This is a genomic window from Paraburkholderia sp. A3BS-1L (assembly GCF_051125215.1).
GTDB lineage: Bacteria > Pseudomonadota > Gammaproteobacteria > Burkholderiales > Burkholderiaceae > Paraburkholderia.
In genome coordinates, this window is the sequence record NZ_CP120443.1 from 1,344,113 (window position 1) to 1,367,178 (window position 23,066).

Sequence of the window (23,066 nt, forward strand, 5' to 3'; positions counted from 1 at the left end):
CATGTCGACCGACTACACCACGCAACTCGCACCAATCTTCGCGCCTATCAACGAAAGCTCGCCGTGCGGCGAGGACCTGCTCTTTTCCGCGGATTTCGACGCGATTTCGCATGCGCGCCGTTTCGACGATCCCTCGCTTGATCAGGGCGAATGGGTCACGGAGATCAAGGAGGCGGACTGGGGCTTCGTCGCGGAACGCTGCACGGCGCTGCTTGCCGCGCAAACCAAGGATCTGCGCGTGGCCGTGTGGCTCACCGAGGCCCTGGCGATCCAGGACGGCATGCCCGGTCTCACCCAGGGCTATGCGGTGCTCACCGGGCTCGTCGAGCGTTTCTGGGATCATCTGCATCCACTGCCCGAAGGCGACGACATCGAGTCGCGCCTCGGCAACGTCGCGTGGCTAGCGGGGCGTTCGGCCGAACTGCTGCGCGCCGTGCCGCTCACGCAGTCGGGCACGCCGTTCAGCGCGCTCGACTGGGAGGTCGCGCAGCATGTCGCGCAGGCCATCAAGCGCGATCCCGACAACGCGGCTGACATTGCGCGCGGCAAACCGTCGGTCGAGCAGATCGACGCCTCGCGGCGCGCTACCGCGCCTGCGTTCTATGATGCGCTGCTCTCGCAATTCAGGGCGTTCCAGACGGCGCTTGCGGCGCTCGACTACGAGCTGGAGAGCCGTGCGGGCGACGCCGCGCCGAGCTTCCGGCAGACGCGCGATGCATTCGAGAGCGTTTACGGTCTGGTGACGCGTTTTGCGCGCGACGTCGGTGTCGATCTCGACGCGGCGGCGAAGCAGGCGGAATCACCGCATCCCGCAGATGCCCAGCAGCATGCCTCACAAGCAGTCCAAAACGATGCGCGCGCCACGCCGGAGCGCACAGAACCGAGCTTCAAGACAGCCTTGCCTCACGAGGAACCCGTGCAGCAGACCGCCCATCGTATTCATGGCCACGCGCATGGCGGCATTCAGAGCCGTGCCGATGCTGTCGCGCAACTGCGCGCAGTGGCCGATTATTTCCGCGCCACGGAGCCGCACAGCCCGGTGGCCTATCTCGCCGACAAGGCCGCCGAATGGGCCGGCATGCCACTGCATCAGTGGTTGGCGACGGTGGTGAAGGACGACGGCACGCTCTCGCATATCCGCGAGATGCTGGGCGTGAAGAACGAAGAGTGATGCGGCGTCTACCGGGGGAAACGCACACCCGGTCGACCGCGTTGAGGCGGCGCGGGCGAAGCCTCGAAGGCTTCAAAGGACTCAAAGCCCCGCGCGGAACTCGATTCGGCGATTGCGCGCGCGCCCTTCGGACGTGTCGTTCGAAGCCACTGGCTGGTCGGGGCCGACGCCATCCGTCGTGAGCTGTTGTGGCGAGATGCCCTTGCCGACGAGGTAGCCCTTTACCGTATCCGCGCGCGCCTGGCTCAGCGCGATATTCGACGCGCGGTTACCCGAATTGTCGGTGTGGCCGATGATCTCGACAGTGCGCGTGTTCATCTTCGCGAGCACGGCCGCCATCTGGTCGAGAATCGCCCGGCCCTGGGGCGCGAGCGTGGCGCTGCCGGTTTCGAATTCGATCGTGCGGTTCGCCAGCGTCTGGTCGAGCAGCCCTTGCTCGGACGCGCTCACGCGCAGGCCGTTGCGAATGGTGTAAGTGGGATTGAGCGCATTGGCCATGTCGCTCGCGATCTGTTGGCGTTGCGCTTCGTTGCCCACTTCGCCGCGCACTTCGATCTGCGTGCCGTCGATCTTCAGTTGTCCTTTGTGCACCCGCTTGAGCTGAGCGTTGATCAGCTTCTGCACGTTCGCCGACCAGTTGGGCGGCGTGGCCACGTCGCCCACTTCGATCTGGTCGACCACATTCGCCGCTCCATAGGTGTCGCGCAGGCGTTGCAGCACGGCGGAATGAGTCGCTTCATCTGGCACCTTGCCGCCCACCACGACCTGGCCCGGCACCGTATTCGCGGGCGCCGGGCTCGCGGCGCCGCGCGCGCCGAAAGCGGAGGGCGGATTTACCGGATTGCCAGGATTGCCAGCACCATCCGCGAGGCCAGTTGCACTGGCGACATCGCCCGAGGATGCCGTGGCGAGCAGCGCCGTGGTGCGGATCTGTGCGCCGCTGGTGTCCACGGGCGTAACGCGCGCGGGGCTGGCCTCATCGGCAACCGCGGGCGCGCTGAATGCGTCGAGCGCGCCGAAGGTTCCAAGCGCCAGCGCGACGGCTGCGGCAAGCGCGCCGCGCTTATGCATCTCAAGCACGGCGGCCATCGGGCGTCTCCCCGATGAACGCCTCGCGGAACGTGTCGATCGAGACGCGCAGCGACAGTTGCGGCTGGTCGAGGTAGCTGACGAGTTTGCTGATGCCATGGTCGTTCTGTGCATGTTCGTCGACCCACTCGGGATCGTCGATATCGATGTTATGGGCGGCGTAGGTTTGCGGATCGACCACGCTGTGCAGGGTTTTCGGGGACGCGCCGTTAAAGCCGACGATAAGCCGTTCGCGCTGCGCGATGGTGCCCATGAAAATGGCCAGTTCGAAATCGGCCCCGGAGACGAACGGCGCGATCAGCTCGAGCCAGAACGCCGCCACGAGGCTGCGATAGAACGGATCGACGGGCAAGGGCAGCGTGAGGCCGCGTTCGAGATGCGCGGTGCCGCTCGTCATCACGGGGCGCAGCAGCGAGCCGAGCGCGAGCATCGCGCCGCGCAGGCGCACCGGATGACCACTCGCGAGCAGCATTTGCTCGAGTCCCGAGAGCGTCTGATGGTCGACGAAATCGGCGAAGGTGCCGTCGTGCGGATTGCCTGCGCCACCCACGTCCACCGGCACGTGCATTTCGCCGAGCGCCTGCAGCGCGCCGGACGGCTCGCTCGTGCCCAGCAGCGGCTGCATCTGCGCGGAGACGCGCGACCACAGGCGCGCGAGCGCGAGCGGGCTGCGCGCGAGAAACGCGAGCGGCTGCTCGACTTCGAGCGCCGTGGCCGCGAGAAACGGAAAGCGCCGCGACGACTGGTCGTGGCTCGCCACCATATGCCCCGCGATCGCGAGCTTGCTCTGCGAGCCGAGGAAGGCGAAGTGCATCGGCTGCGCTTCTTCGTAGACGATCTTCCAGCGCGGATCGTCGGTGAGCATGTCCATGGCTTCGGCAATCCAGCGGTCGAGCGTTTGCAGAAGCTGCGGATTGTGCGGGCTCTTCACGAAGTCGCCGCGCGACGGGATCTTGCCGAAGTAGGCGATCTGCGCCTGAACGGTTTGCGTCATTGCGCCTCTCCCGCGTTATTGTTGGCGCCTGTGGCGTTGGCCGTCGTGACCGCGCCGCCGGACGCGTTGTTGTTCTGCGCGTTGCCGGAGCCGGGCACGCCAGGCGCACCCTGCGCATTGGGGTTGCCGCCCGCCGGGCCTACGTTCGCGATCGAGGACGGCAGCTGCACGCCGCTCAGTCCCTGCGGTTGGGGCGCATTGCCGGCCGAGGCCGTGGGCTGCGAGGTGCTGATGATGCGCATGCTCACCGAAACCGTCACGCTGCCCTGCGTCCACGTGAGGTCGAAGGTGCCGTCCGGCTTGCGGCTGCGCTGCGCCGAATTGATCAACTTCTCGAGGCCGTAGCGGCCCGGCTCGTTCACGAGCTGGATCGTGCGGCCGTCGAAGGTGGTCGCGGAAAGCGTCGCGCCCGGCGTGCCCTGCGGGTTCGGCCACACGAAGTTGGCCCATTGCGGCGGCGTGTTGCGGTAGCGCAGTTGCTGGCCGTCGATCGCAATCGTGTATTCGGTCGTGCCGCTCGAAGGCTGCGGCAGGATCTGGAACACGGTCTGCGGCTCGCTCGAGCCCGCGCTCGTGCTTGCCGCGCCGCCCGCGAGCGGCGCGACCCAGCGCGCGAAGCCGTTGGTGAAGTCGGGCATGAGCGTGAGACCCATGTCGCCCCATGTGCGCGCGGTGAGCGTGTCGCCGCGGCGCACCGCGAGCGGCCCGAGCGTGGTGCTCACGAACTTCGAGATCGCGCCGTCCGGGCCGAAGGTCTGGGCGATTTCGCTGGAGCCCGCCTCGATCTTCGCCGTGCTGGAGAACGGATACTTGCTCGCGAGCGACGCCTGGAAGGGCTGATACACCTGCGCGTTCCAAACCTTGTTCACTTCGGCGCTGGCCGGCTGGATCACCACGGCATACGCCTGCATGAGCGGGCGCACGAGCAGCGGGCGCAGCGCCTTGCGCTGGTCGTCGGTGAGGCCGGTGAGCATCTGTTCGTCGACGAACTTCAGCGAATCGGCGAGTTCCGAGCCGCTGCCGTCGAGCGTCTGCTGCATCAGCTGGCGCGCGCCCGGCCCCGGATCGCCCTGGTTCTTGATGGTGTTAAAGCGTGTGCGCACCTTCGAGAGCGAGTCCATATAGCCCTTGAGCATCGAGCCGTTGTCGTGCGTGACGACAATGCGCCCAAGCCCCGCGAACGCCTGGCCGACCGGCCCCATCGGCATCTGGACTGGATTGCCGTTGATGTCGATGTTGGCCTGGATCGGGCCGCTCGTGGCGCGCGAGAACAGATTCTTGAACCAGCCCGTGACGCCACTTTGCGCTTGCTTCAGCGTGGTGTTGACGAGCGAGGGGTTGTCCCACGAGGTCTGGTCGTACGCGGTTTCGAGGATCTTGCGGATCGGCGAATCCTGCGGGTCGCCGAGGCGGTTCATTGCGTCCACGGCCTGGCCGAAGCTGCCGAAATCCTGCACGGCAATGCCTTGCATGAACTTCTGCCAGTGCTGCGCGTACTCGGTCTTGTACATACCGACCAAGGTTTTCTGGATCTGCTCGGGGCTGCCTTCGAGCGTGAGGTCGTCGCTGGCCGAGGTGTTGAGCACCCAGTCCTTCGCCTGCAGTTCCTTCGTGGCGGCTTCGCGAATCGCGGGCTGCACATACTGGAACCACGCTTCGCGCGTGAAGGTGCCCGGGATCGCGTAGCTGCCCGCCACGAGCGACGAGTTGCCGTCGCCGACGATGCGCGCCACCGTCATGGGCGCGAACCGCGTGGAGGCGCGCGCCTTGACTTCTTCATAGACGCGCTGGCGCGCCGGCATGCCGCGCACCACGTGGCGCAAGTCTTCGCGCGTCTGGTCGACGATCGCGAGATTCGCGTTGATCATCGGCCAGTCGTCGTCGGACACGCGCGAGAGATAGAACGTGATCATGCGCTCCGCGCTCTTGATCATTTCATCGCGGGGCATGTTGCCGCGATTCTGCTCCAGCCATCCGCGCCAGAAGCGCGCGATCTGGTCGGTGAGGTGAGCGGCTTCCACGTGACGCTTGTCGGAGAGCATCAGATAGGTCTTGAGCGCGTTGTACGCGTCTTCGACGCTGGTGGGCGACGCGTCGCTATAGAGGCCGCCCTGGTTCGGGTTCGCCATGGCTGCACGCGCGGAAACCGGCGCCACGCCCGAATCGGGCGCGCGCGTCATGGGCGCGAGCTGGTCGGGATGCGCGTCGACTTCCTTGAGGAAGCCTTCGACATTCTGCGAGACCGGCGCGAGCAGGATCTGGCGAACGCCGTTGTAGTATTCCTGCAGCAAATGCTGCTCGACCCGGTCGCCCTGATACAGACCCAGCGACACCGCGAGCGGCTTGCTGCGGCGGAACTGCTCGAGCTGCTCGATGCGGTCTTCGAGGATGTCCATCGCCTGCAGGCGCGATTGCAGGTCGTTGCGGTTGCGCTGCAGCTTTTCGACGTTGTCGAGATCGGCCTGCACGTTGGCCACCAGTTGCTGGTTGTTGATCGCCGACCACGTCCAGCCGCCGAGCGCCAGCGCGAGCGCGGCCACCACACCGAAGAAAGTGGCGTAGCGCAGGCGCGTCCTGGCGGGACTCATGAATTGGCGGACCGTTTGCTTGTCGGCGAAAATCACCTTGGAAAACAGGTCTTTCAGGAAGAAGCCGTTCTTCGAGAACGCGGCTTGCGGCTTCGGCAGGCTATCGGTCGAGAGCGTGAAGCGATTGGCGATGCGCTGCGCGGCGGCGCTATTGGTCTCGCCTTCCTGCAATGCGCTCGTGAAGTAGAAGCCCCGGAAAATGGGCTTGTACTGGAAGGGATTGTTCTCGAACAGCGTAGCGAGAAACGCGCGCAGCGCGGGTTTGATGGTGGAAAACTCGAGCGGGAAGCTCAATTGACCCGGCGTGAGCGCGTTGCCGCAGCTGATCGACATCTGCGCGATGCTGATTTCCTTGAGGCCGTCATAGAGCTCCTCGAAGCGCTCGTCGAACAGCGTGACGACGTCGCGCTGTTCGTCGGGCTCGTAGGGCAGGGTGGCGCCCCAGACGCGGTCATATTCGTTGCGGTCGCTGCCGCTGAAGAATTCGGTGAAGCCCGTGATGAGGTCGACCTTCGTGAACATCACGTAGACAGGCGCGAACACTTCAAGCTTTTCGGTGAGCTCCTGTACGCGCTGGCGCAGGTTCTTTGCGAGATTGATCGCGAACTCGGGGCGGTTGCCCGTGAGCTCGGCAATGCTGGCCGTCACGATGATGCCGTTGATGGGCGCCTTCGGGCGATAGCGCTTGAGCAGACCGAGAAAGCCGAGCCATTCGCCGCGGTCTTCCTCGTGCACCGAGTAGCGGCCCGCCGTATCGAGCAGAATGCCTTCGGTCGTAAAGAACCAGTCGCAATTACGCGTGCCGCCGATGCCGTGCACGATGGCGTCTTTCTTGTCGGCGAACGGAAATTGCAGGCCCGAATTGAGCACGGCGCTGCTCTTGCCCGCCGCCGGATTGCCGATCACGATGTACCACGGCAGTTCGTAGAGCGCCGAGCCGCCCGAAAGCTGGCCGATCTTCGACGTCTTGATGGTCTTGACCGTGTCAACGAGGCGCGTGCGCAGCACGTCGAGTTCGGCCTCTTTGCCGCTCGCGGCGGCGGTGGCGGCGCTGCTGGGGCTCTCGGCCTGGGCCTGCTGCTCGAGCATGTTGCCGAGATTGTCATTGGCGCGGCGCACGCGGACGCGGCGCACGATCCACACGAGCAGCCACAGGACGAGCACCGCGCCGAGCACGACCCCGACCCACGCGTATGAGATTTGCCCCGACTCGGCGAAAAAGGACAGGATCGCGGCCAGCGCAATGAAGCCGAGAATGGAAATCGTGCGCTTGTCGGTCAGCCCGTTGAGGAAGCGTTGCATAAGCCGGTCAGGTCCTGGTGCTTTGAATGCTGTTCTGATGATCCGCGGCGGCGGGCCGCATGAGCTTATCGGCGTTCGGTTGCGAAACCGTGTCGCGCGTGTTGGCGGATTGAGCGAATTCGGTGAAATGGGTCGTGAAACGAGCCGCGAAGTAGGCCATGAAGCGGGCAATAATAAGGCGTGTCAATGGCATTTTCATTGGCGCGCTATTGGACTTTTTGAAGAGCCGCGGCCTTGCGCCCGAGCACGAAACCGGGCTTGTGATATTCGACGTGCCCGAGATCCATCATTTTCCACCGGCCACCCCACGTTAGCCCGACTTGCTCGGCAACCTGTCCATATAACTGATAGCCGCGCATGGCCCAAGGATCTTTTTCTGAAATGACGAGTTTTCCGTCACGTAAAAATGCATTATCCGCCGCGAGACCATATTGGTGATAGCTCTGAAATGCCGCGGCATTGGTCACGTTGCTTCCCATTTTCGCCAGCCGGTCCTGCCGGTTGGGGCTCCGATAACCTTCCAGCAAGGCCATTTGATAACCGTATTGCTCGTGCATGATTTTATAAGCGAGCAATAGACGCGTACGGAAGTCGGGATCGAGCAGATTCCAGTCGCGGCTCGCATCCACCAATGCGGGGCGAACCTGTTCGACCTCCCGTGAGGCGAACGCTTCGGGCGGTAATGGCGGCGGCGGGACGAGCTGCTCGCCATTGAGCAACGCCGCGATTTTCTCATCGGGCGCACGAAGCGTGTCATCGTATTGGAATAACTGGTGGCCGCGAAGCGCAATAGCAATCAGCGGCGGCATCGCAAGAATACCCGTCGTCGACAAAATCAGCAAGCGCCGTTTAATCAGCAAATTTTGCATGCCGGCTACAGTTGATTGGGAATATTTTGCCGACTTTGAAATTCCTTTACGCGCATGCGTGGCGCTTGCTGAAGCGCGTCGTGCAATATGGCTATGCAGATTGAATATTGTCTCAGTAAACGCGGCCCGCACGTCCGGGAAAAGCAGTATTGCTGCCAGGGGAACGGTAACGACGAAATAGACAACGAGTGCAATGGCGACCAAAAGCAACCCCGTGAACTAGAGGTAATTGTTTTTTGTAATGCTTGATTTTAGAATCAGGCCTGCCCGAAGTCGGGCCGACACGTATTATCACGGCGAAACAGGCCCGATTCAATGTGCACGATTCGAATGAGACTCTAATGAGTGTGCCGGACAACTCCCGCCCTAAAGCTTCATCCAGCGCTCCCCCCAGCCTGCTAGCCGACAGCGCCGCCAAAGCGTCCAGTGCGCCTGCCAACGGCGCACCCAATGGCTCGCGCATTCTGGCGAACCTCGAAGGGCGCGTCGTGCCGCCTGCTGCGCCGGCAGGCAAGACGTCGCGTTCCTCGAAGACCGGCGCGCTCGTCGCGCTGCTCGTGGTCGGCGCCGGCGCATTCGGCGCATGGCATCTAATGACGCGCGCGCCATCCACGGCAGCGAGTGTGGCCGCGCCGGCAAGCGCCACGCTTGCCGTTGCGGACGCAACTGCATCGCGGGTAGTCGTTGCGAGCGCACAGGCGGGCGCGCCCGATGCGGGCTCGGCGTCGCAAGCGGCAAAGATCGTCGCCGACGACGATGCGGCCAATGCCAGGTCGGCTGCCGACAGCTCGGCGTCCGCTGCGCCGGCTAGCGATGCGGACAGGCTTTCGCGCGCACTGGCCAATGGGGCGGGCAACGCGAGCGGCGCCACGGTTGCGGCAGCAACGTCTAAAGCGGCGCAGGCGCAGGTGCCCCGGGCGCAGGTGCAGTCACGCGCGCAGTCACACGCGCAGTCACACGAGAAGGGCGCAAAGCAGCAGACGCCCTCCGCCCGTCGTGCAGAAAGCAAGAGCACGGTTGCGCAATCGAAGAAGCCGGGCAATGCCGTGAAGAAGGACGATTCCGATGTCGATCTGCTGGCCGTGCTCGTTGCGCGCACCAAGCCGGCCGATACGAAGTCGGCCGCGCGCGCGCAGAAGGCTGGAGCCAAGGCCGACAGCACCGCATCGCTTGCGCAGCAAGTGAAGGCATGCGGCGAGCGCGGCTTCTTCGAAGACCAGTTGTGCCGCTGGCGCGTGTGCGATGGTCACTGGGGTCTGGATCCAGCATGCCCCTCGGCGGCGCGGGCAAGTAACGAGCATTGAGGTTGCAGCGGCGCGCGCCCCACCCAGGGGCGTTACGCTATTGCAATATCGGCGAGCCGATCCAGACTCGCACATCCGAGTTGCGCGAGCCCGTTGTCGATTTCATCGCGAAGAATCTGCAGCGCGCGCAACGCGCCCGCTTCGCCCGCCGCTGCCACGCCGTAAAGCGTGGCGCGCCCGAGCAGCACGCCCTGCGCGCCAAGACGGCGCGCCTTGAGCGCATCCATTCCGCGCCGGACCCCGGAGTCGAGCAGAATCTCGGCACGCCCGCCGAGCGCATCGGCAATGACGGGCAGCGCCGCGATGCTCGGGATCGCCGCATCGAGTTGCCGGCCGCCGTGGTTCGTCACCACGATCGAGTCCACGCCGCAGCGCACGGCCTGCGCCGCGTCGTCGGCGTTGAGGATGCCTTTCAGGATCAGCGTGCCGTCCCAGCGCTCACGCAGCCATGCGACGTCGCGCCACGCGAGCGTCGTGTCCATCTGACGCTCGATCCACTCGGCCGCGTCTAGGGCGCTTGCGCGCTTGCCGATGAAGCCGTCGAGATTCTCGAAGCGCGGCAGTCCTGGTGCGTACACGTTGGCGAGCCAGCGCCAGCGCGTTGCGGTATTGAGCAGGTTCCGGAAGTCCGGTTTCTTGAAGCCGCGGTAATTGCGCGCCTCCCAGTTGCGATTGCCGTACACGGTTGCGTCGGTGGTCAGCACGAGCGACGTGTATCCCGCATCACGGGCACGCTGCATCAGTTCCAGCGTACATTGCCGGTCCTGGAACATGTAGAGCTGAAGCCAGCGGGGCATATCGGGCCACTCGCGCGTGGCTGCGGCAACGCGCTCGATGCTCGCGCTCGCAAGCGTCGCCAGGCAGAACGGCACGCCGCTTCGAGCGGCGGCTCGCGCCAATGCGATATCGGCATCGCGCCACAGCATGCCGTTGAAACCGGTCGGGCCGACCGCCATCGGCGCGGCCGAATGGCCGCCCTTGAACTGCGTTTCGATCGAACGAACCGAGACGTCGCGCAGCGTGCGAGGCACGAGCCGAAGCGACTCGAACGCCGCGCGATTCGCGTGGACCCCAAGTTCGTCCTCGGCACCGCATTCGAGGTATTCGAGCGCGAAGTGGGGCAGACGCCGGCGCGCCATCGCCTGAAGATCGGCAATCGCGACCGCGCGGGCCGGATTCCGTCCGCCATAGAGCTTGCGTTTCATTTCGGTGTACGTCCTGATCGCGTCAAGCGCTACTGCCGCTCAAAGGACCTTCCCCGGATTCAGGATCTGCAGCGGATCGAGCGCCGCTTTCAAGCGACGCATCAGGCCGATTTCGGCGTCGCTGCGCGTGCAGGCCAGGTATCGCCGCTTCAATACGCCGATCCCGTGCTCCGCAGAAATCGATCCATCCATTTCCTGCACGACACCGTAGACCGTGCGATCGATTTCGTGCGCGAGCGCCTCGTCGAGTTTGGCGAGCGACACACCGATATGCACGTTGCCATCGCCGACGTGCCCGAAGAACAGGCACACGGCCTCCGGCCAGCGCGCATGCAGTGCCGCCTCGCAACGCCGCGCGAACTCGCCGAGTTCTCCGGTCGGCAGGCTCACGTCGAAATTCATGAGGTTCGGCAGCGCGTCGATTGCGAGACCCTCGCGCAGCAGCCACATGTCGCGCATTTGCCGCTCCGACGTCGCGAGCGCCGCATCGTCGACGAGCCCCGCGTCGAAGCAGTCGGCAAGGCACGTTTCGAGCGTCTGTGCCGCATCGCCGCCCGGCGCGCTCGTGGCGCACTCGATTAGCACAGCGAAACCCTCCTCGCCGGAAAAGGGCGCGGTGACATCGGGCGTATGGCTGCCGACATACCGATAGAACGACGGCCACATCGCCTCGAAGCTGACGACCTCCGGCTCCGCGCGCATCCGGTCCCAGAGCCGCACGACGGCGTCGTAATCGGCGACGCGGCACATCGCGGTGGCAGGGGGCGCGAGCTTCGGGCGCAGCCGCAGCACCGCGCGAGTGATGATCCCGAGCGTGCCCTCGCTGCCGACGAACAACTGCTTGAGGTCGTAGCCGGTGTTGTTCTTCAGCACCCGGCTCATCGATGAAACGACCGTGCCGTCGGCGAGCACGGCTTCGAGCCCGAGCACCTGCTCGCGCATCACGCCATAGCGGATCGCGCGCGTGCCGCCCGCGTTGGTGGCGATGGCGCCGCCGACCTGGCATGAGCCGCGCGCGCCGAGATCGACGCCGAACGTGAAGCCGGCTGCTTCCGCGGCTTCCTGAACCACTTGCAGCGGCGTGCCGGCGCGCACCGTGATCGTGCCGGCCGCGGCATCGATCGACTCGATGCCGGCAAAGCGCTCCATCGACAGCACGATCTCGCCGCCGAGCGCGACCGCACCGCGCGCGAGGCCGGTCAGCCCGCCCTGGGGCACCACGGGTTGGTTGAGCTTGGTGCACAGCGCGAGCGTGCGCGAGACGTCGTCGACGCTGCGCGGCCGCACCAGCGCGCGCGGCCGCGCGCCGGGCGCTTCGTTATACGCGGTGAAGTAGTGCGGATCGATATCGGCCGATCGCGTGACGATGTCCGCGCCGAGTTCGGCAATGAGCGCGCCGTCGAGCGCGTCCGTTGCCGCGTGGCCCGGTACACCGCACGTGGCCGCCATATCGTGAATCGGCATGCATTACTCCGCGGAGATATCCATGCTGCCGAAATACTTCTGGCCGAGCGACTTCACGGTACCGTCGGCCTTCAGCTTGTCGATTGCCGCGTTGAGCTTGTCCTTCAGCGTCGTGTCGCCCTTGCGCAGGCCGAACGCGATGCCGGCGCCGAGGATCTTGTCGTCGCGCACCGCGCCGCCGGCGAACGCGAAACCCTTGCCCTCGGGGCGGTCGAGGAAGCCGGACTGGCCCGACGGCGCCTGCACGAGGGTGGCGTCCACACGGCCGGCGGCCAGATCGGCGTAGGCCTGGTTCTGGTCCTGGTAAGACACGACCGAAACGCCCGCCGACTCCCAGTGAACCTTCGCATAGGTTTCCTGGACCGACGCCTGCAGCACGCCGACGCGCTTGCCCTTCAGCGATGCTGACGTCGGCTGCAGGCCGCTGCCGGCGCGCGCGATCAGCATCGTCGGCACGCGGTAGATGACGTGCGTGAAGTCGATGGCTTCGCGGCGCTTGTCGGTCGCGTTCATGCCCGAGTTGATCGCGTCGAACTTGCGGCCGTTCAGGGCAGGGATCAGGCCGTCGAACGACGTCTCGACCCACGTGCATTTGAGCTGCGCGGTCTTGCATACGGCGTTGCCGACGTCGATGTCCATGCCGACCAGTTGGCCGCTCGGCGACTTCGATTCGAACGGAGCATATTCGGCTTCAAGGCCGTAGCGCAGCGTATCCGAACCGGCGAGCGCCGCGCCGGAACCGAACGTACAAGCGAGGGCGAGGCAAATTTTCAGGTGTCTCATTGTGATTTACTCTTCCAGGTCCAGGGAATATCAGTGACCGGCGCATGGTTGCCCCGCCGGTGCTTCAACCGTCACATCAAATGCTGCAAAGCCGCCGCGCGCCTTCCACCAGCGTCGCATCGTCCTTCGAGAAGCTGAGCCGGATTACACCATTGTCGGTGCCGTCCGTATAGAACGCGGATAGCGGAATCGTTGCGACGCGCGCATCGCGGATCAGGCGCAGCACGAAGTCGCTGTCGTGCTCGTCGGAGAAATGACGGAAACGGGCGAGCATGAAAAACGAGCCTTCGCTCGGCAGCAACTCGAAGCGCGAGCCTGCGAGCTCGCGCGCGAGCAGGTCGCGCTTGCTTTGATAAAACGCGGCCAGGCCGAGATAACTGGCGGGCTGCGCGAGCATTTCCGCGAACGCGACCTGCATCGGCGTGTCGGCCGCGAACACCATGAACTGGTGAACCTTGCGGATCTCGTTCATCAGTTCGGCGGGCGCGAGCATATGGCCGACGCGCCAGCCGGTCACGTGGAACGACTTGCCGAACGACGACACGATCACGCTGCGCTCCGCGATCTCGCGGTGCCGCGCCATGCTTTCGTGCCGCGCGCCGTCGAACACGACATGCTCGTACACCTCGTCGGACAGGATCACGATGTCGGTCTGGCGGGTGAGGCGGGTGAGCTGGGCGATGTCTTCGGCGGAGAAAACCGTGGCGGTCGGGTTATGCGGCGTATTCACGATGATCATGCGCGTGCGCGGCGTGATCGCGGCGGCAACCGCGTTCCAGTCGACGCGGAACTGCGGCGCCACGAGCTTGATCGGAACCGGAGTCGCGCCCTGCATCCGCACGATCGGCGCGTAGCTGTCGAACGAGGGCTCGAAGTAGATCACTTCGTCGCCGGGGTGCACGAGGGCGCTGATCGATGCATAGAGGCCTTCGCTCGCGCTCGCGATCACCGTGATTTCGGTGGACGGGTCGTAGCGCGTGCCGTACAGGCGCTCGGTCTTCTCGGCAAGCGCGTCGCGCAGCGCGCCGACGCCGGCCATCGGAGCGTACTGATTGTGGCCGTCGCGCATCGCGCGCGCGACGCCTTCGACGAGCGCCGGATCGGGTGCGAAGTTCGGTGCGCCTTGCGAGAGGTTCAGCGCGTCGTGCTCGGCCGCGAGCTGCCCGATCACGGTGAAGATCGTGGTGCCGACATCGGGCAGCTTGGAACGGGGTACGGTGGCGCTTCGCATGAATTCTCCTTCTGGGATCGGGTGTGGCTCGATGCGCGTGCGCACGATCACGACACTGTATTCGGAGCGGTATTCGACGCCAATCGACTAATTTGCATGGTGGGCATGAGTTAAATGCATGCCGCGGGCGTTGGTTGGATGCGCAATGCCCATATAGGCCAAAATAGTTGATAATCCAACGTAATACGGCAAAAATACAACCACACGTTCAATTTAATTCACATTATGCATATAATGGGGAATTGAAGGAATGGAAGCAGGAGATACAATATTCAAGCCGCCGAGCCTCGTCCGGCGCAGCTAGACGCACACCAAAACGCACCCAAACAGATCAGGAAGCTCGATGAGCGCGGAAAACTCCTTGCCCGTTTTGCCTTTGCGATACGCCTCGGCGCTCCAGCTACGCGCAGCCGGGACTGGCGGCGCCGGCGCGAACCTGGGCGACGCCGCGCGCCGGCAGATTCGCGCGGAGACCGATCTGGAAGCCATTTCCCTGTGGCTGGCCAACTATGTCGACAGCCCGGCCACGCACGCGAACTACCGCAAGGAAGCCGACCGTCTGCTGCTCTGGGCGCTCGCGCAGGCGCTCAGCGGACCCGGCATGATCGCGCAGGAAGACCTGCGTCTGTTCCGTGAATTCCTCGCGGCGCCCGACCGGCGCAATCCCATTTGGACGGTGATCGCCGAGCTCAAGCCGGTGTCGTCACTGACACACGAGGACCTCGCGCGTTACCGTCAATTCCTCGCCGATCCCCAGCCGGCCTCCACGTGGGTCACGCAAGGCGGCGCCCGGTACGCCACGGACGATCCGCGTTGGCGCCCGTTCGCGGGCCGGCTCGAGCCGGCCAGCATCAAACAGGCCGTGGTGATCCTCGACAGCATGTTCGGCTGGCTGGTCGAGGCCGGTTACCTGCGCGGCAATCCGCTCGGCCTGCTGCGGCAGCGCCGGCGCCGTCCGGCCCAGCGGATCACGCGCTATCTCCCGGCAGTCATGTGGCAGCACGTCAAGGACTACGTGGCCGCCATGCCTGAGCAGGATCCGCGGCAACAGCGCGAAAAGGCGCGTGCGCGGTGGCTCACCACCCTGTTCTATCTGCTCGGTCTGCGGATTTCGGAAGTTGCCGCGGGCACGATGGGCAACTTTGTGCGCGAAATCGGCACCGACGGTACGCCGCGCTGGTGGCTGGAGGTGGTGGGCAAAGGCCTGAAGTACCGGCGCATCCCGGTTTCCCACGAACTGCTCGCCGAACTGATGCGCTATCGCGAAGCGCATGGCCTGGGGCCGTTGCCGGCGCGCAATGAACTGACGCCCCTGCTGCTGCCGTTTCGCCAGCGTGCCGGCAATGTTTCAGGCGAAGGCGTCGATCGCAAGACCGTGCATAACGCGATCAAGGCGGTGTTCGCCAAAGCGGCGGACTGGACCGAAACCCGGGGCGGCGAGTATGCGGATCACGCGGACCACATTCGCCAGGCGTCCGCCCACTGGCTTCGACATACGGCGGCGTCGCACATGCTGGACAACGATCTGGATCTGCGCACGGTGCGCGACAACCTCGGGCACGACTCGATCAACACCACCAGCCAGTACGCGCATGAAGAGGACGATCGCCGTCACGATGAAACGACCGGGAACCACCGGATGAACTGGCGCTGATGGCGCGGCCATACGAGCCGCGCCGGCGTGATGACTCGCCAATCCTGCGAGACGTCACGCCGGCAACGGGACATCGAAAACCCGCGGCTTATTTCCCGTAGATGTCGAAATCGAAATACTTCCGGGCAACCTTGTCGTACGTGCCATCCTTGTGCATGTCGGCAAGCGCCTGATCGACCTTCTCCCGCAGATCCGCATCTTCCTTGCGCATGCCAATGGCCGTGCCGTTGCCGAGAATCTTCGGGTCGTCGAGCGTCGTGCCGACGAACGCGAAGTCCTTGCCGCGCGCAGTGTTGAGGAAACCGAGATTGGCATGCACCTGGTCCTGCACGGACGCGTCGAGCCGGCCCGAAACCAGATCCGCATAAACCAGATCCTGGTTCTGGTAAGGGACAATCGTCGCACCAGCCGGCTCCCAGTGCACGCGCGCGTAGGTCTCCTGAATCGAGCCCTGCTCCACGCCGATCCGCTTGCCCTTCACGCCTTCTGGCGTGGGCAGGATCGTTGCCCCCTTTCTCGCGACCATGCGATCAGGCGAATGAGCGACTTTTGTCGAGAAAGCGATCTGTTGCTCTCGTGCAGCAGTTTTCGACATCGTGGACAGAATGGCGTCGAATTTGCGCGCCTTCAGCGCAGGAATCATGCTGTCGAAATCCTGCTCGACCCATACGCACTTTGCATGCAGATGATGGCAAATTTCGTTGCCGAGATCGATGTCGAAGCCAACGAGTTGGCCATCGGGCGCTTTCGATTCATATGGCGGATAGCTCGCGTCAACGCCGAAGCGGATGGTCGACCAGGTTTTCGCCTGCACACCCGTTGCCGACGCGGCGAACAGGGTAACGATCAAGGCTGCGGAAAGTCTTTTAACTTCAACTCCTCGTAGAGATAGGGAAATTGCGTTTTGCTGCACACTTGACTTCGGTATCCTGAGCATTGGCGGCGCCACTCCAACGCCTCTCAACCATTGACTCCATAGGCGCGCCGCGCCAGCGCACGCGCCAGCACGTCCGCCGGATCGACCAGCGTCCACTCGCGCGCCTCCTCCACGAAAGGCAGCGCGAGCGGGATTTCCGTGCAGGCCATGACGAGGGGCAGCGCACCATGCCGCCGATGCAGCGCGTCCGCCACCGCGCCGAAGCGCTCACGTGCGATGTCGGGCCTGCCGGCTTTCACACCTTCGTAGATCCCTTGCATCAGCGTCTTCCGCTCCTCGGGCAGCGGCAGCACGCACTGGATACCGCATTCATCGAAGGCGTCCTGATACAGCCGCATCCGGTAAGTGCCCTGGGTAGCCAGCAAGACCGCTGCGTCCACGCCGCCGGCTCGCAAATGCGCAGCCGTCTCCTTGGCGATATGCAGCAGTTCCACGCCGTGCCGGCCGCGCTGCAACGCGGCGTGCCAGGCATGCGCGGTATTGCAGGCAATCGCGATCGTTTGCGCACCAACGGCGGCCAGTTGCGCGATTGCGCGCTCCATGCCTTCGAGCGGCTGCGGCGCGTCGCGCTCCAGCAAGGCGCGGCTGCGGTCCACCACCGGGACCTGCACGAGCCAGTGCTCCGGAAACGACTGATCGACGATAGGCGCACCGGCCGCGCGCAGATGCCTTTCGCACGCCTCCAGGAAAAGCCTGACGAAATCGACGCCGGCGGCAGGCCCCATGCCGCCGAGTATGCCGACCGGATGGACTTGCCTTGACCGCCGGCCTTGGTGCGCCGCGGTTGCGGGACAATGGCCTCCGGGTGAAAAGGGAGCGGTATTCATCGTTTGTCTCCGGCGCTGCTCCAGGGTTACCCCTAATGAAAATCAATTTTCTATATATATATTCTGGCGAAAATTTACTTACATGCGCAAGCCCCCAACCGATCCATTGCCGCCGATGAGCCAGTCCGACCTTTCCGTCGTCGAGCGAATTTCCGAGATGCTGCCGGCCTTGAGCGACGCTCACCGGCGCCTCGCCGACTACGTGCTCGCCAAGCCGTTCAAGGTTGCCGTCATGACGATCGACGAGTTCGCGAGCGCGTGCGAGGTATCCAACGCGACGGCCAACCGCTTCGTGCGCCGGCTGGGCCTGCCAGGCTATCCGCAGTTCCGGGCGCTGCTCGCGCAAGGGTTCGAGGATGCGCTCGCGCCCGTCGAGCGTCTGCGGCTGGAGCGTTCCCGAACCGCGTCGGCCGCGGACATTTTTGCGGCCTCGCTGTACGAGGATCAGCGCAATTTCGAACTCACCCGCATGTCGCTCAGTGCTGAGCAGTGCGAAAAAGCCGTGCAGGCCGTGATCGGGGCGCAACGCATTTTCATCATCGGTTTTGGTTCGAGCGGCTACCTCGCGGGCCTCCTGCAGCGCAACCTCGCGGTGCACTGCGATCTGGTCCAGAGCCTCGCCACGCTCGGCGGCGTATCGGAAACGGCGCGCCAGGCGTCGCGGCTGCGCAAGGGCGATCTCGTCATCGCCATCTGCTTTCCGCGCTATCTGGCCGACACGGTCGCGCTGGTGAAAAACGTGCGCGCCAACGGCATCAGTGTGCTTGCGATGACCGACAAGCCCACCTCGCCGCTCGCCACGCACGCGGACATCTGCCTGTACGCGCGCAGCGAACGCCAGTACCTGTCGAACTCGGAAACGGCCGTGCTCGGTCTGATCGAGGCCTTGTCGGCGGCGGTCGCGCACCGTTGCGCCGATTCACTCAAGGACGTGGCTCAACTGACCGAATCGGTCATGCCATGGCTCATTCATAGGGACGACAAAGCATGACCCAGGCGGCACAAGCGGTACTCGCGATTCATGGCGGCGCCGGCGCAATCGCGCGCGCCGAAGCCTCGGACGAGGTGCGCACCAATTACGAAACGGCGCTGGCCGGGATCCTCACGAAAGCCGGTCGCATTCTGGAGCAAGGCGGCAGCGCGCTCGATGCGGTGACCGAAGCAGTGCGGCTGCTCGAGGAGTGTCCGCTCTTTAACGCCGGTCACGGCGCGGTGTTGACGAGCGCCGCCACGCATGAACTCGACGCCTCGATCATGGACGGCCGCAACCTCAAAAGCGGTGCCGTGGCGGGCCTGAAAACCGTGCGCAATCCGGTGCTCGCCGCGCGCGCGGTCATGGAGCGCAGTCAGCACGTGATGTTCGTCGCCGAGGGCGCGGAGGCGTTCGCCCAAGCTCAAGGACTCGAGCGCGTGGCGCCCGATTTCTTCTCGACGCCGCTGCGCCGCGAACAGCTCGAGCGCGTGCAACGCGCGGAGGACGGCCAAACCGCGCTCGATCACGACGCCGGTGCGAACGGCGCAGGCGGCACGAGCGGCGCAAGCGGCGGCGTGCCGCTCTCGTTCCCTGCGGACCGCCAGAAGGACGCGCCGCTCGAAGAAGACCGCAAGCTCGGCACAGTGGGCGCCGTGGCGCTCGACGCGCACGGCAATCTGGCCGCCGCCACCTCGACCGGCGGCATGACCAACAAGCAGCCCGGCCGCGTGGGCGACTCGCCCATCATCGGCGCGGGCTGCTATGCGAACAACCGCACCTGCGCGGTTTCCACTACCGGCACCGGCGAAATGTTCATCCGCATGGTCGTGGCGCACGACATCTCGGCGCGCATGGAGTACGCCGGCGCCTCGCTCGAAGAAGCGGCGCATACGGTGGTGCACGAAAAACTCCCGCAAATCGACGGACGCGGCGGCCTCGTCGCTGTCGATGCACAGGGCAATGTCGCCATGCCCTTCAACACCGAGGGCATGTATCGCGGCTTCATCCGCGCCGGGCAGGCCCCCGTCGTCGCGATCTACGCATAAATCGAACGCCGACTTTCAACCGTCCCCAGCTTTCCGGCAGAAGCCCTACGATGAGTCTCACAGTCGCCCCATTCGCGGACATGCCGCGCAACCGCGTCGTTCAGGTCAACGAATTGAACGTCGAGTTCCGGGGATCCGAACGCACGGTCCACGCGGTCAAGCATCTTTCCTTCCATGTCGATAGCGGCGAGACGCTCGCCATCGTCGGCGAGTCGGGCTCGGGAAAGTCGGTCACGTCGCTCGCGCTCATGCGGCTCGTGGAATATGGCGGCGGCTGCATCACGGGCGGCCAGATGGCGCTGCGCCGTCGCAACGGCCAGCTCGTCGATCTCGCGCAATGCCCGGCGCAGCAGATGCGCTCGCTGCGCGGCGCCGACCTCGCGATGATCTTCCAGGAGCCGATGACGTCGCTGAACCCGGTGTTTCCGGTTGGCGAGCAGATTGCCGAGTCGATCCGCCTGCATCAGGGCCTCTCCGGCCGCGAGGCGCGCGCCGAGGCCCTGCGCATGCTCGACCAGGTGCGCATTCCCGACGCGGGCAACGTGCTCGGGCGCTTCCCGCATCAGTTGTCGGGCGGCATGCGTCAGCGCGTGATGATCGCCATGGCGCTGGCCTGCAAGCCTGCGCTGCTGATCGCCGACGAGCCCACCACGGCGCTCGACGTGACGGTGCAGGCGCAGATTCTCCAGCTGATTCGCGAATTGCAGCGCGAGATGAACATGGGCGTGATGTTCATCACGCACGATATGGGCGTCGTGGCCGAGATGGCCGACCGCGTGCTCGTGATGCTGCGGGGCGAACCCGTGGAAGCGGGCGACGTGCAGCAAGTGTTCGACCAGCCCGCGCACCCCTACACGCGCGCCCTGCTGGCCGCCGTGCCGCGCCTTGGCTCGATGCGCGGCACGGACCAGCCCGCGCGCTTCACCCTGCTCGACAGCGGCAATCCTGTGACCAAGACGGCGCAGCCGGCTACCGTGGCCGCCGAGGTGGGCCCCGAAGTGGCCCCCGAAGTGGCCCCCGAAGCGGCCGCAGCGCCCAGCGACGCCAAAACCGCCGGGCCGATTCTGAGCGTGCGCGACCTGACCACGCGCTTCGATATCCGCACCGGCGTGTTCAGCCGGGTGACGCGCCGCGTGCATGCTGTGGAAAAGGTCAGCTTCGATCTGTATCGCGGCGAAACGCTCTCGCTGGTTGGCGAGTCGGGTTGCGGCAAGTCCACCACGGGCCGCTCGCTGCTCCAGCTCGTGCAAAGCCAGGCGGGCCGCATCGTCTTCGAGGGGCAGGAAATCAGCGGCCTGCGCGGCACGCAACTGCGCAACCTGCGCCGCAATATCCAGTTCGTCTTTCAGGACCCGCTTGCCTCGCTGGATCCGCGCCTGAGCGTCGGCTACTCGATCATGGAGCCCATGCGCATCCACGGCGTGTACCCGGGCGACGAGGCCGAAAAGCGCATGCGCTATCTGCTCGAACGCGTGGGCCTGCCCGCGGATTCGGCACAGCGCTATCCGCACGAGTTCTCGGGCGGTCAGCGCCAACGCATCTGCATTGCGCGTGCGCTCGCCACGAATCCGAAAGTCGTGATCGCCGACGAATCGGTGTCGGCACTCGACGTGTCGATCCAGGCGCAGATCGTGAACCTGCTGATCGACCTGCAACGCGAAATGGGCATGGCCCTGCTCTTCATCTCGCACGACATGGCCGTGGTCGAGCGCATCAGCCACCGCGTGGCCGTCATGTACCTGGGGCAGATCGTCGAAATCGGCTCGCGCCGCGACATCTTCGAAAATCCTCAGCATGCCTACACGAAACGGCTGATGAGCGCCGTTCCGGTCGCGGACCCGCGCCGGCGCCATCTCGACCGCAAACTGTCGTCGGGCGAGATTCCGAGCCCCATCCGCAAGGTGGGCGACGAGCCTGTCGTCGCACCGCTCAAGCGGGTCGGCGAGAACCACTATGTCGCGCAGCACGCGATTGCCGCGCAGTTTTGATACACCATCCCGTTACGAGGAGCAAAAAAGATGCGAACCTTTCGCACGAAACAATGGGTCGGGGCCGTCGCGCTGGCCTTCGGTGTTTTCACGGCGCCGCTGGCGATGGCCGCGAAGGACGTGACGATCGCCGTGCCGATCACCATCGATTCGCTGGACCCCTACAACACCAACTCGACGCTCGCCCAGGCGGTGGGCAAGGCCTACTACGAAGGGCTGTTCGCATTCGACAAGGATCTCAAGGCCCAGCCGCTGCTCGCGCAAAGCTATACCACCAGCCCCGATGGGCTCGTGTATACCTTCAAGCTGCGCCAGGGCGTGAAGTTCCAGGATGGCACCGACTTCAACGCCGAAGCGGTGAAGGTCAACCTGGAGCGTGTGCTCAACAAGTCCAACGGGCTCGCGCGCTATAACCAGTTCAACCGCATCAAGTCGGTGGACGTGGTGGACCCGTACACCGTCAAGATCACGCTGACCGAGCCGTTCTCGGCGCTCATCAACGCACTCGCGCATCCTTCGGCGATGATGATCTCACCGGCCGCGCTCAAGAAGTGGGGCAAGGACATCGCTTTCCACCCGGTGGGCACGGGCCCGTTCGAGTTCGTCGAGTGGAAGCCTGCCGAATATCTGAAGGTCAGGAAGTTCTCCGGCTACTGGCGCCAGGGCTACCCGAAGGTCGATGCGCTCACCTTCCGCACGGTGACCGACAACAATACGCGTGCGGTGGTCGTGCAAACGGGCGAGGCGCAGTTCGCCTTTCCGGTTCCGTATGAGCAGGCGCCGATCCTGAAGGCGAACGCGAAGCTCAATCTGATCGTCAATCCGTCGATCTTTGCGAACTACGTGTCGATGAACGTGCAGCAAAAGCCGTTCAACGATGCTCGCGTGCGCCAGGCCATCAACTATGCAATCAACAAGGACGCGCTCTCGAAGGTGGCCTTCGCCGGATATGCGTTCCCCTCGCAGGGCGTGGTGCCGCAAGGCGTGGCGTTCGCCGACAAGATGGCGCCGTGGCCCTACGACCCCGCCAAGGCGCGCGCCTTGCTGAAAGAAGCGGGCTACCCGGACGGCTTCACCACGACGCTGTGGTCGGGCTATAACGACGGCACCTCCGCCAAGGTCGTGCAGTTCCTGCAGCAACAGCTCGCGCAGGTCGGCATCAAGACGTCGATCGAGATGCTGGAGTCGGGCCAGCGCGTGCAGCGCGTGCAGCAGGTGAAGGACGCGAAAACGGCGCCCGTGCGCATGTACTACGGCGCCTGGTCGGCGTCGACGGGCGAGGCCGACTGGGCACTGCGTCCGCTCCTCACGACCAATGCGTGGCCGCCCGTTTTCTACAACACGGCCTACTACTCCAACCCGGCCGTCGACAAGGACGTGGCCGATGCATTGCTGACGACCGACGCCGGCAGGCGCCAGCAGCTCTATGCGGACGCGCAGCAGCGCGTCTGGAAGGACGCGCCGTGGGTGTTCCTGACCACCCAGCGCAACCTGTCCGTGGAGAACAAGAACCTGAGCGGCTTCTATGTGATGCCCGACGGCTCGTTCAATTACGGCGACATCGATCTGAAGCAGTAAGCCGCTCGCCTCCCCTGTCGCGAAGCGCTGGCGGCTCAGGCCGCCTGCGCTTCGCCCATCCGA

The 23,066-nt window shown here is 64.9% G+C and carries 18 protein-coding genes; 7 read left to right on the top strand and 11 right to left on the bottom strand.

Features of this window, described 5'->3' with window-relative positions; translation table 11 throughout:
* Position 1 precedes the first annotated feature (1 nt).
* On the top strand, positions 2–1,171 hold the full coding sequence (gene tssA, locus P5W99_RS21290; protein WP_421042688.1) for a type VI secretion system protein TssA: 1,170 nt from the start codon (positions 2–4) through the stop codon (positions 1,169–1,171).
* A gap of 81 nt (positions 1,172–1,252) precedes the next feature.
* Here tssA and P5W99_RS21295 read toward each other — a convergent pair whose 3' ends face one another.
* The 5 genes from P5W99_RS21295 to P5W99_RS21315 are packed head-to-tail and all read right to left on the bottom strand — an operon-like array spanning position 1,253 to position 8,217.
* On the bottom strand, positions 1,253–2,242 hold the full coding sequence (locus P5W99_RS21295; protein WP_421027001.1) for an OmpA family protein: 990 nt from the start codon (positions 2,240–2,242) through the stop codon (positions 1,253–1,255).
* 1 nt (position 2,243) lies between these two features.
* Positions 2,244–3,254 carry a type VI secretion system-associated protein TagF gene (tagF, locus tag P5W99_RS21300; RefSeq protein WP_421025387.1) on the bottom strand — a complete coding sequence of 337 codons (1,011 nt, stop codon included), beginning with the start codon at positions 3,252–3,254 and terminating at the stop codon, positions 2,244–2,246.
* Positions 3,251–7,144 carry a type VI secretion system membrane subunit TssM gene (gene tssM / locus P5W99_RS21305; RefSeq protein ID WP_434662818.1) on the bottom strand — a complete coding sequence of 1,298 codons (3,894 nt, stop codon included), beginning with the start codon at positions 7,142–7,144 and terminating at the stop codon, positions 3,251–3,253. The genes tagF and tssM overlap by 4 nt, the downstream gene beginning before the upstream one ends.
* A gap of 7 nt (positions 7,145–7,151) precedes the next feature.
* Entirely contained in the window at positions 7,152–7,343 is a 192-nt protein-coding gene (locus P5W99_RS21310; RefSeq protein WP_434662821.1) for a hypothetical protein, read from the bottom strand.
* A 7-nt stretch (positions 7,344–7,350) separates the two neighbouring features.
* Positions 7,351–8,217, bottom strand: a complete 867-nt coding sequence (locus tag P5W99_RS21315; RefSeq protein WP_434662823.1) for a M15 family metallopeptidase — start codon at positions 8,215–8,217, stop codon at positions 7,351–7,353.
* Positions 8,218–8,354: 137 nt separating this feature from the next.
* On the opposite strand from P5W99_RS21315, the gene P5W99_RS21320 reads away from it, so the two are divergent.
* The gene (locus tag P5W99_RS21320; RefSeq protein WP_434662826.1) at positions 8,355–9,317 is read left to right on the top strand and encodes a hypothetical protein; all 963 of its coding nucleotides are present in this window, start codon (positions 8,355–8,357) and stop codon (positions 9,315–9,317) included.
* Between the two features lie 32 nt (positions 9,318–9,349).
* On the opposite strand, the gene P5W99_RS21325 is transcribed toward P5W99_RS21320, so the two are convergent.
* From P5W99_RS21325 to P5W99_RS21340, 4 genes are all read right to left on the bottom strand, one after another.
* Positions 9,350–10,522, bottom strand: a complete 1,173-nt coding sequence (locus P5W99_RS21325; RefSeq protein ID WP_434662829.1) for an alpha-hydroxy acid oxidase — start codon at positions 10,520–10,522, stop codon at positions 9,350–9,352.
* A 39-nt stretch (positions 10,523–10,561) separates the two neighbouring features.
* The gene (locus P5W99_RS21330; protein WP_421025393.1) at positions 10,562–11,986 is read right to left on the bottom strand and encodes an FAD-binding oxidoreductase; all 1,425 of its coding nucleotides are present in this window, start codon (positions 11,984–11,986) and stop codon (positions 10,562–10,564) included.
* 3 nt (positions 11,987–11,989) lie between these two features.
* Entirely contained in the window at positions 11,990–12,769 is a 780-nt protein-coding gene (locus P5W99_RS21335; RefSeq protein WP_434662833.1) for an ABC transporter substrate-binding protein, read from the bottom strand.
* Positions 12,770–12,845: 76 nt separating this feature from the next.
* Entirely contained in the window at positions 12,846–14,000 is a 1,155-nt protein-coding gene (locus P5W99_RS21340; protein WP_421025395.1) for a pyridoxal phosphate-dependent aminotransferase, read from the bottom strand.
* Positions 14,001–14,343: 343 nt separating this feature from the next.
* Here P5W99_RS21340 and P5W99_RS21345 point away from each other — a divergent pair, with 343 nt between their 5' ends.
* Positions 14,344–15,654 (top strand): tyrosine-type recombinase/integrase, encoded by a 1,311-nt coding sequence (locus P5W99_RS21345; protein WP_434662836.1) that lies wholly within the window; start codon positions 14,344–14,346, stop codon positions 15,652–15,654.
* 88 nt (positions 15,655–15,742) lie between these two features.
* Here P5W99_RS21345 and P5W99_RS21350 read toward each other — a convergent pair whose 3' ends face one another.
* Positions 15,743–16,504: an ABC transporter substrate-binding protein gene (locus P5W99_RS21350; protein ID WP_434662839.1), complete on the bottom strand. Its 762-nt coding sequence runs from the start codon at positions 16,502–16,504 to the stop codon at positions 15,743–15,745.
* Between the two features lie 110 nt (positions 16,505–16,614).
* A complete protein-coding gene (locus P5W99_RS21355) occupies positions 16,615–17,418 on the bottom strand; it encodes an aspartate/glutamate racemase family protein (protein ID WP_421025398.1) in 804 nt (267 codons plus the stop codon).
* Between the two features lie 115 nt (positions 17,419–17,533).
* Between P5W99_RS21355 and P5W99_RS21360 the strand changes: the two genes are divergently transcribed.
* From P5W99_RS21360 to gsiB, 4 genes are read left to right on the top strand one after another with little or no spacing between them, the layout of a single operon-like run.
* Positions 17,534–18,409: a MurR/RpiR family transcriptional regulator gene (locus P5W99_RS21360; RefSeq protein ID WP_421025399.1), complete on the top strand. Its 876-nt coding sequence runs from the start codon at positions 17,534–17,536 to the stop codon at positions 18,407–18,409.
* Positions 18,406–19,437, top strand: coding sequence for an isoaspartyl peptidase/L-asparaginase family protein (locus P5W99_RS21365; protein ID WP_421025400.1), 1,032 nt, complete (start codon positions 18,406–18,408; stop codon positions 19,435–19,437). The genes P5W99_RS21360 and P5W99_RS21365 overlap by 4 nt, the downstream gene beginning before the upstream one ends.
* Positions 19,438–19,487: 50 nt before the next feature.
* Positions 19,488–21,425 carry a dipeptide ABC transporter ATP-binding protein gene (locus P5W99_RS21370; protein ID WP_421025401.1) on the top strand — a complete coding sequence of 646 codons (1,938 nt, stop codon included), beginning with the start codon at positions 19,488–19,490 and terminating at the stop codon, positions 21,423–21,425.
* Between the two features lie 30 nt (positions 21,426–21,455).
* Positions 21,456–23,003 (top strand): glutathione ABC transporter substrate-binding protein GsiB, encoded by a 1,548-nt coding sequence (gene gsiB / locus P5W99_RS21375; protein ID WP_421025402.1) that lies wholly within the window; start codon positions 21,456–21,458, stop codon positions 23,001–23,003.
* Positions 23,004–23,066: the final 63 nt, after the last annotated feature.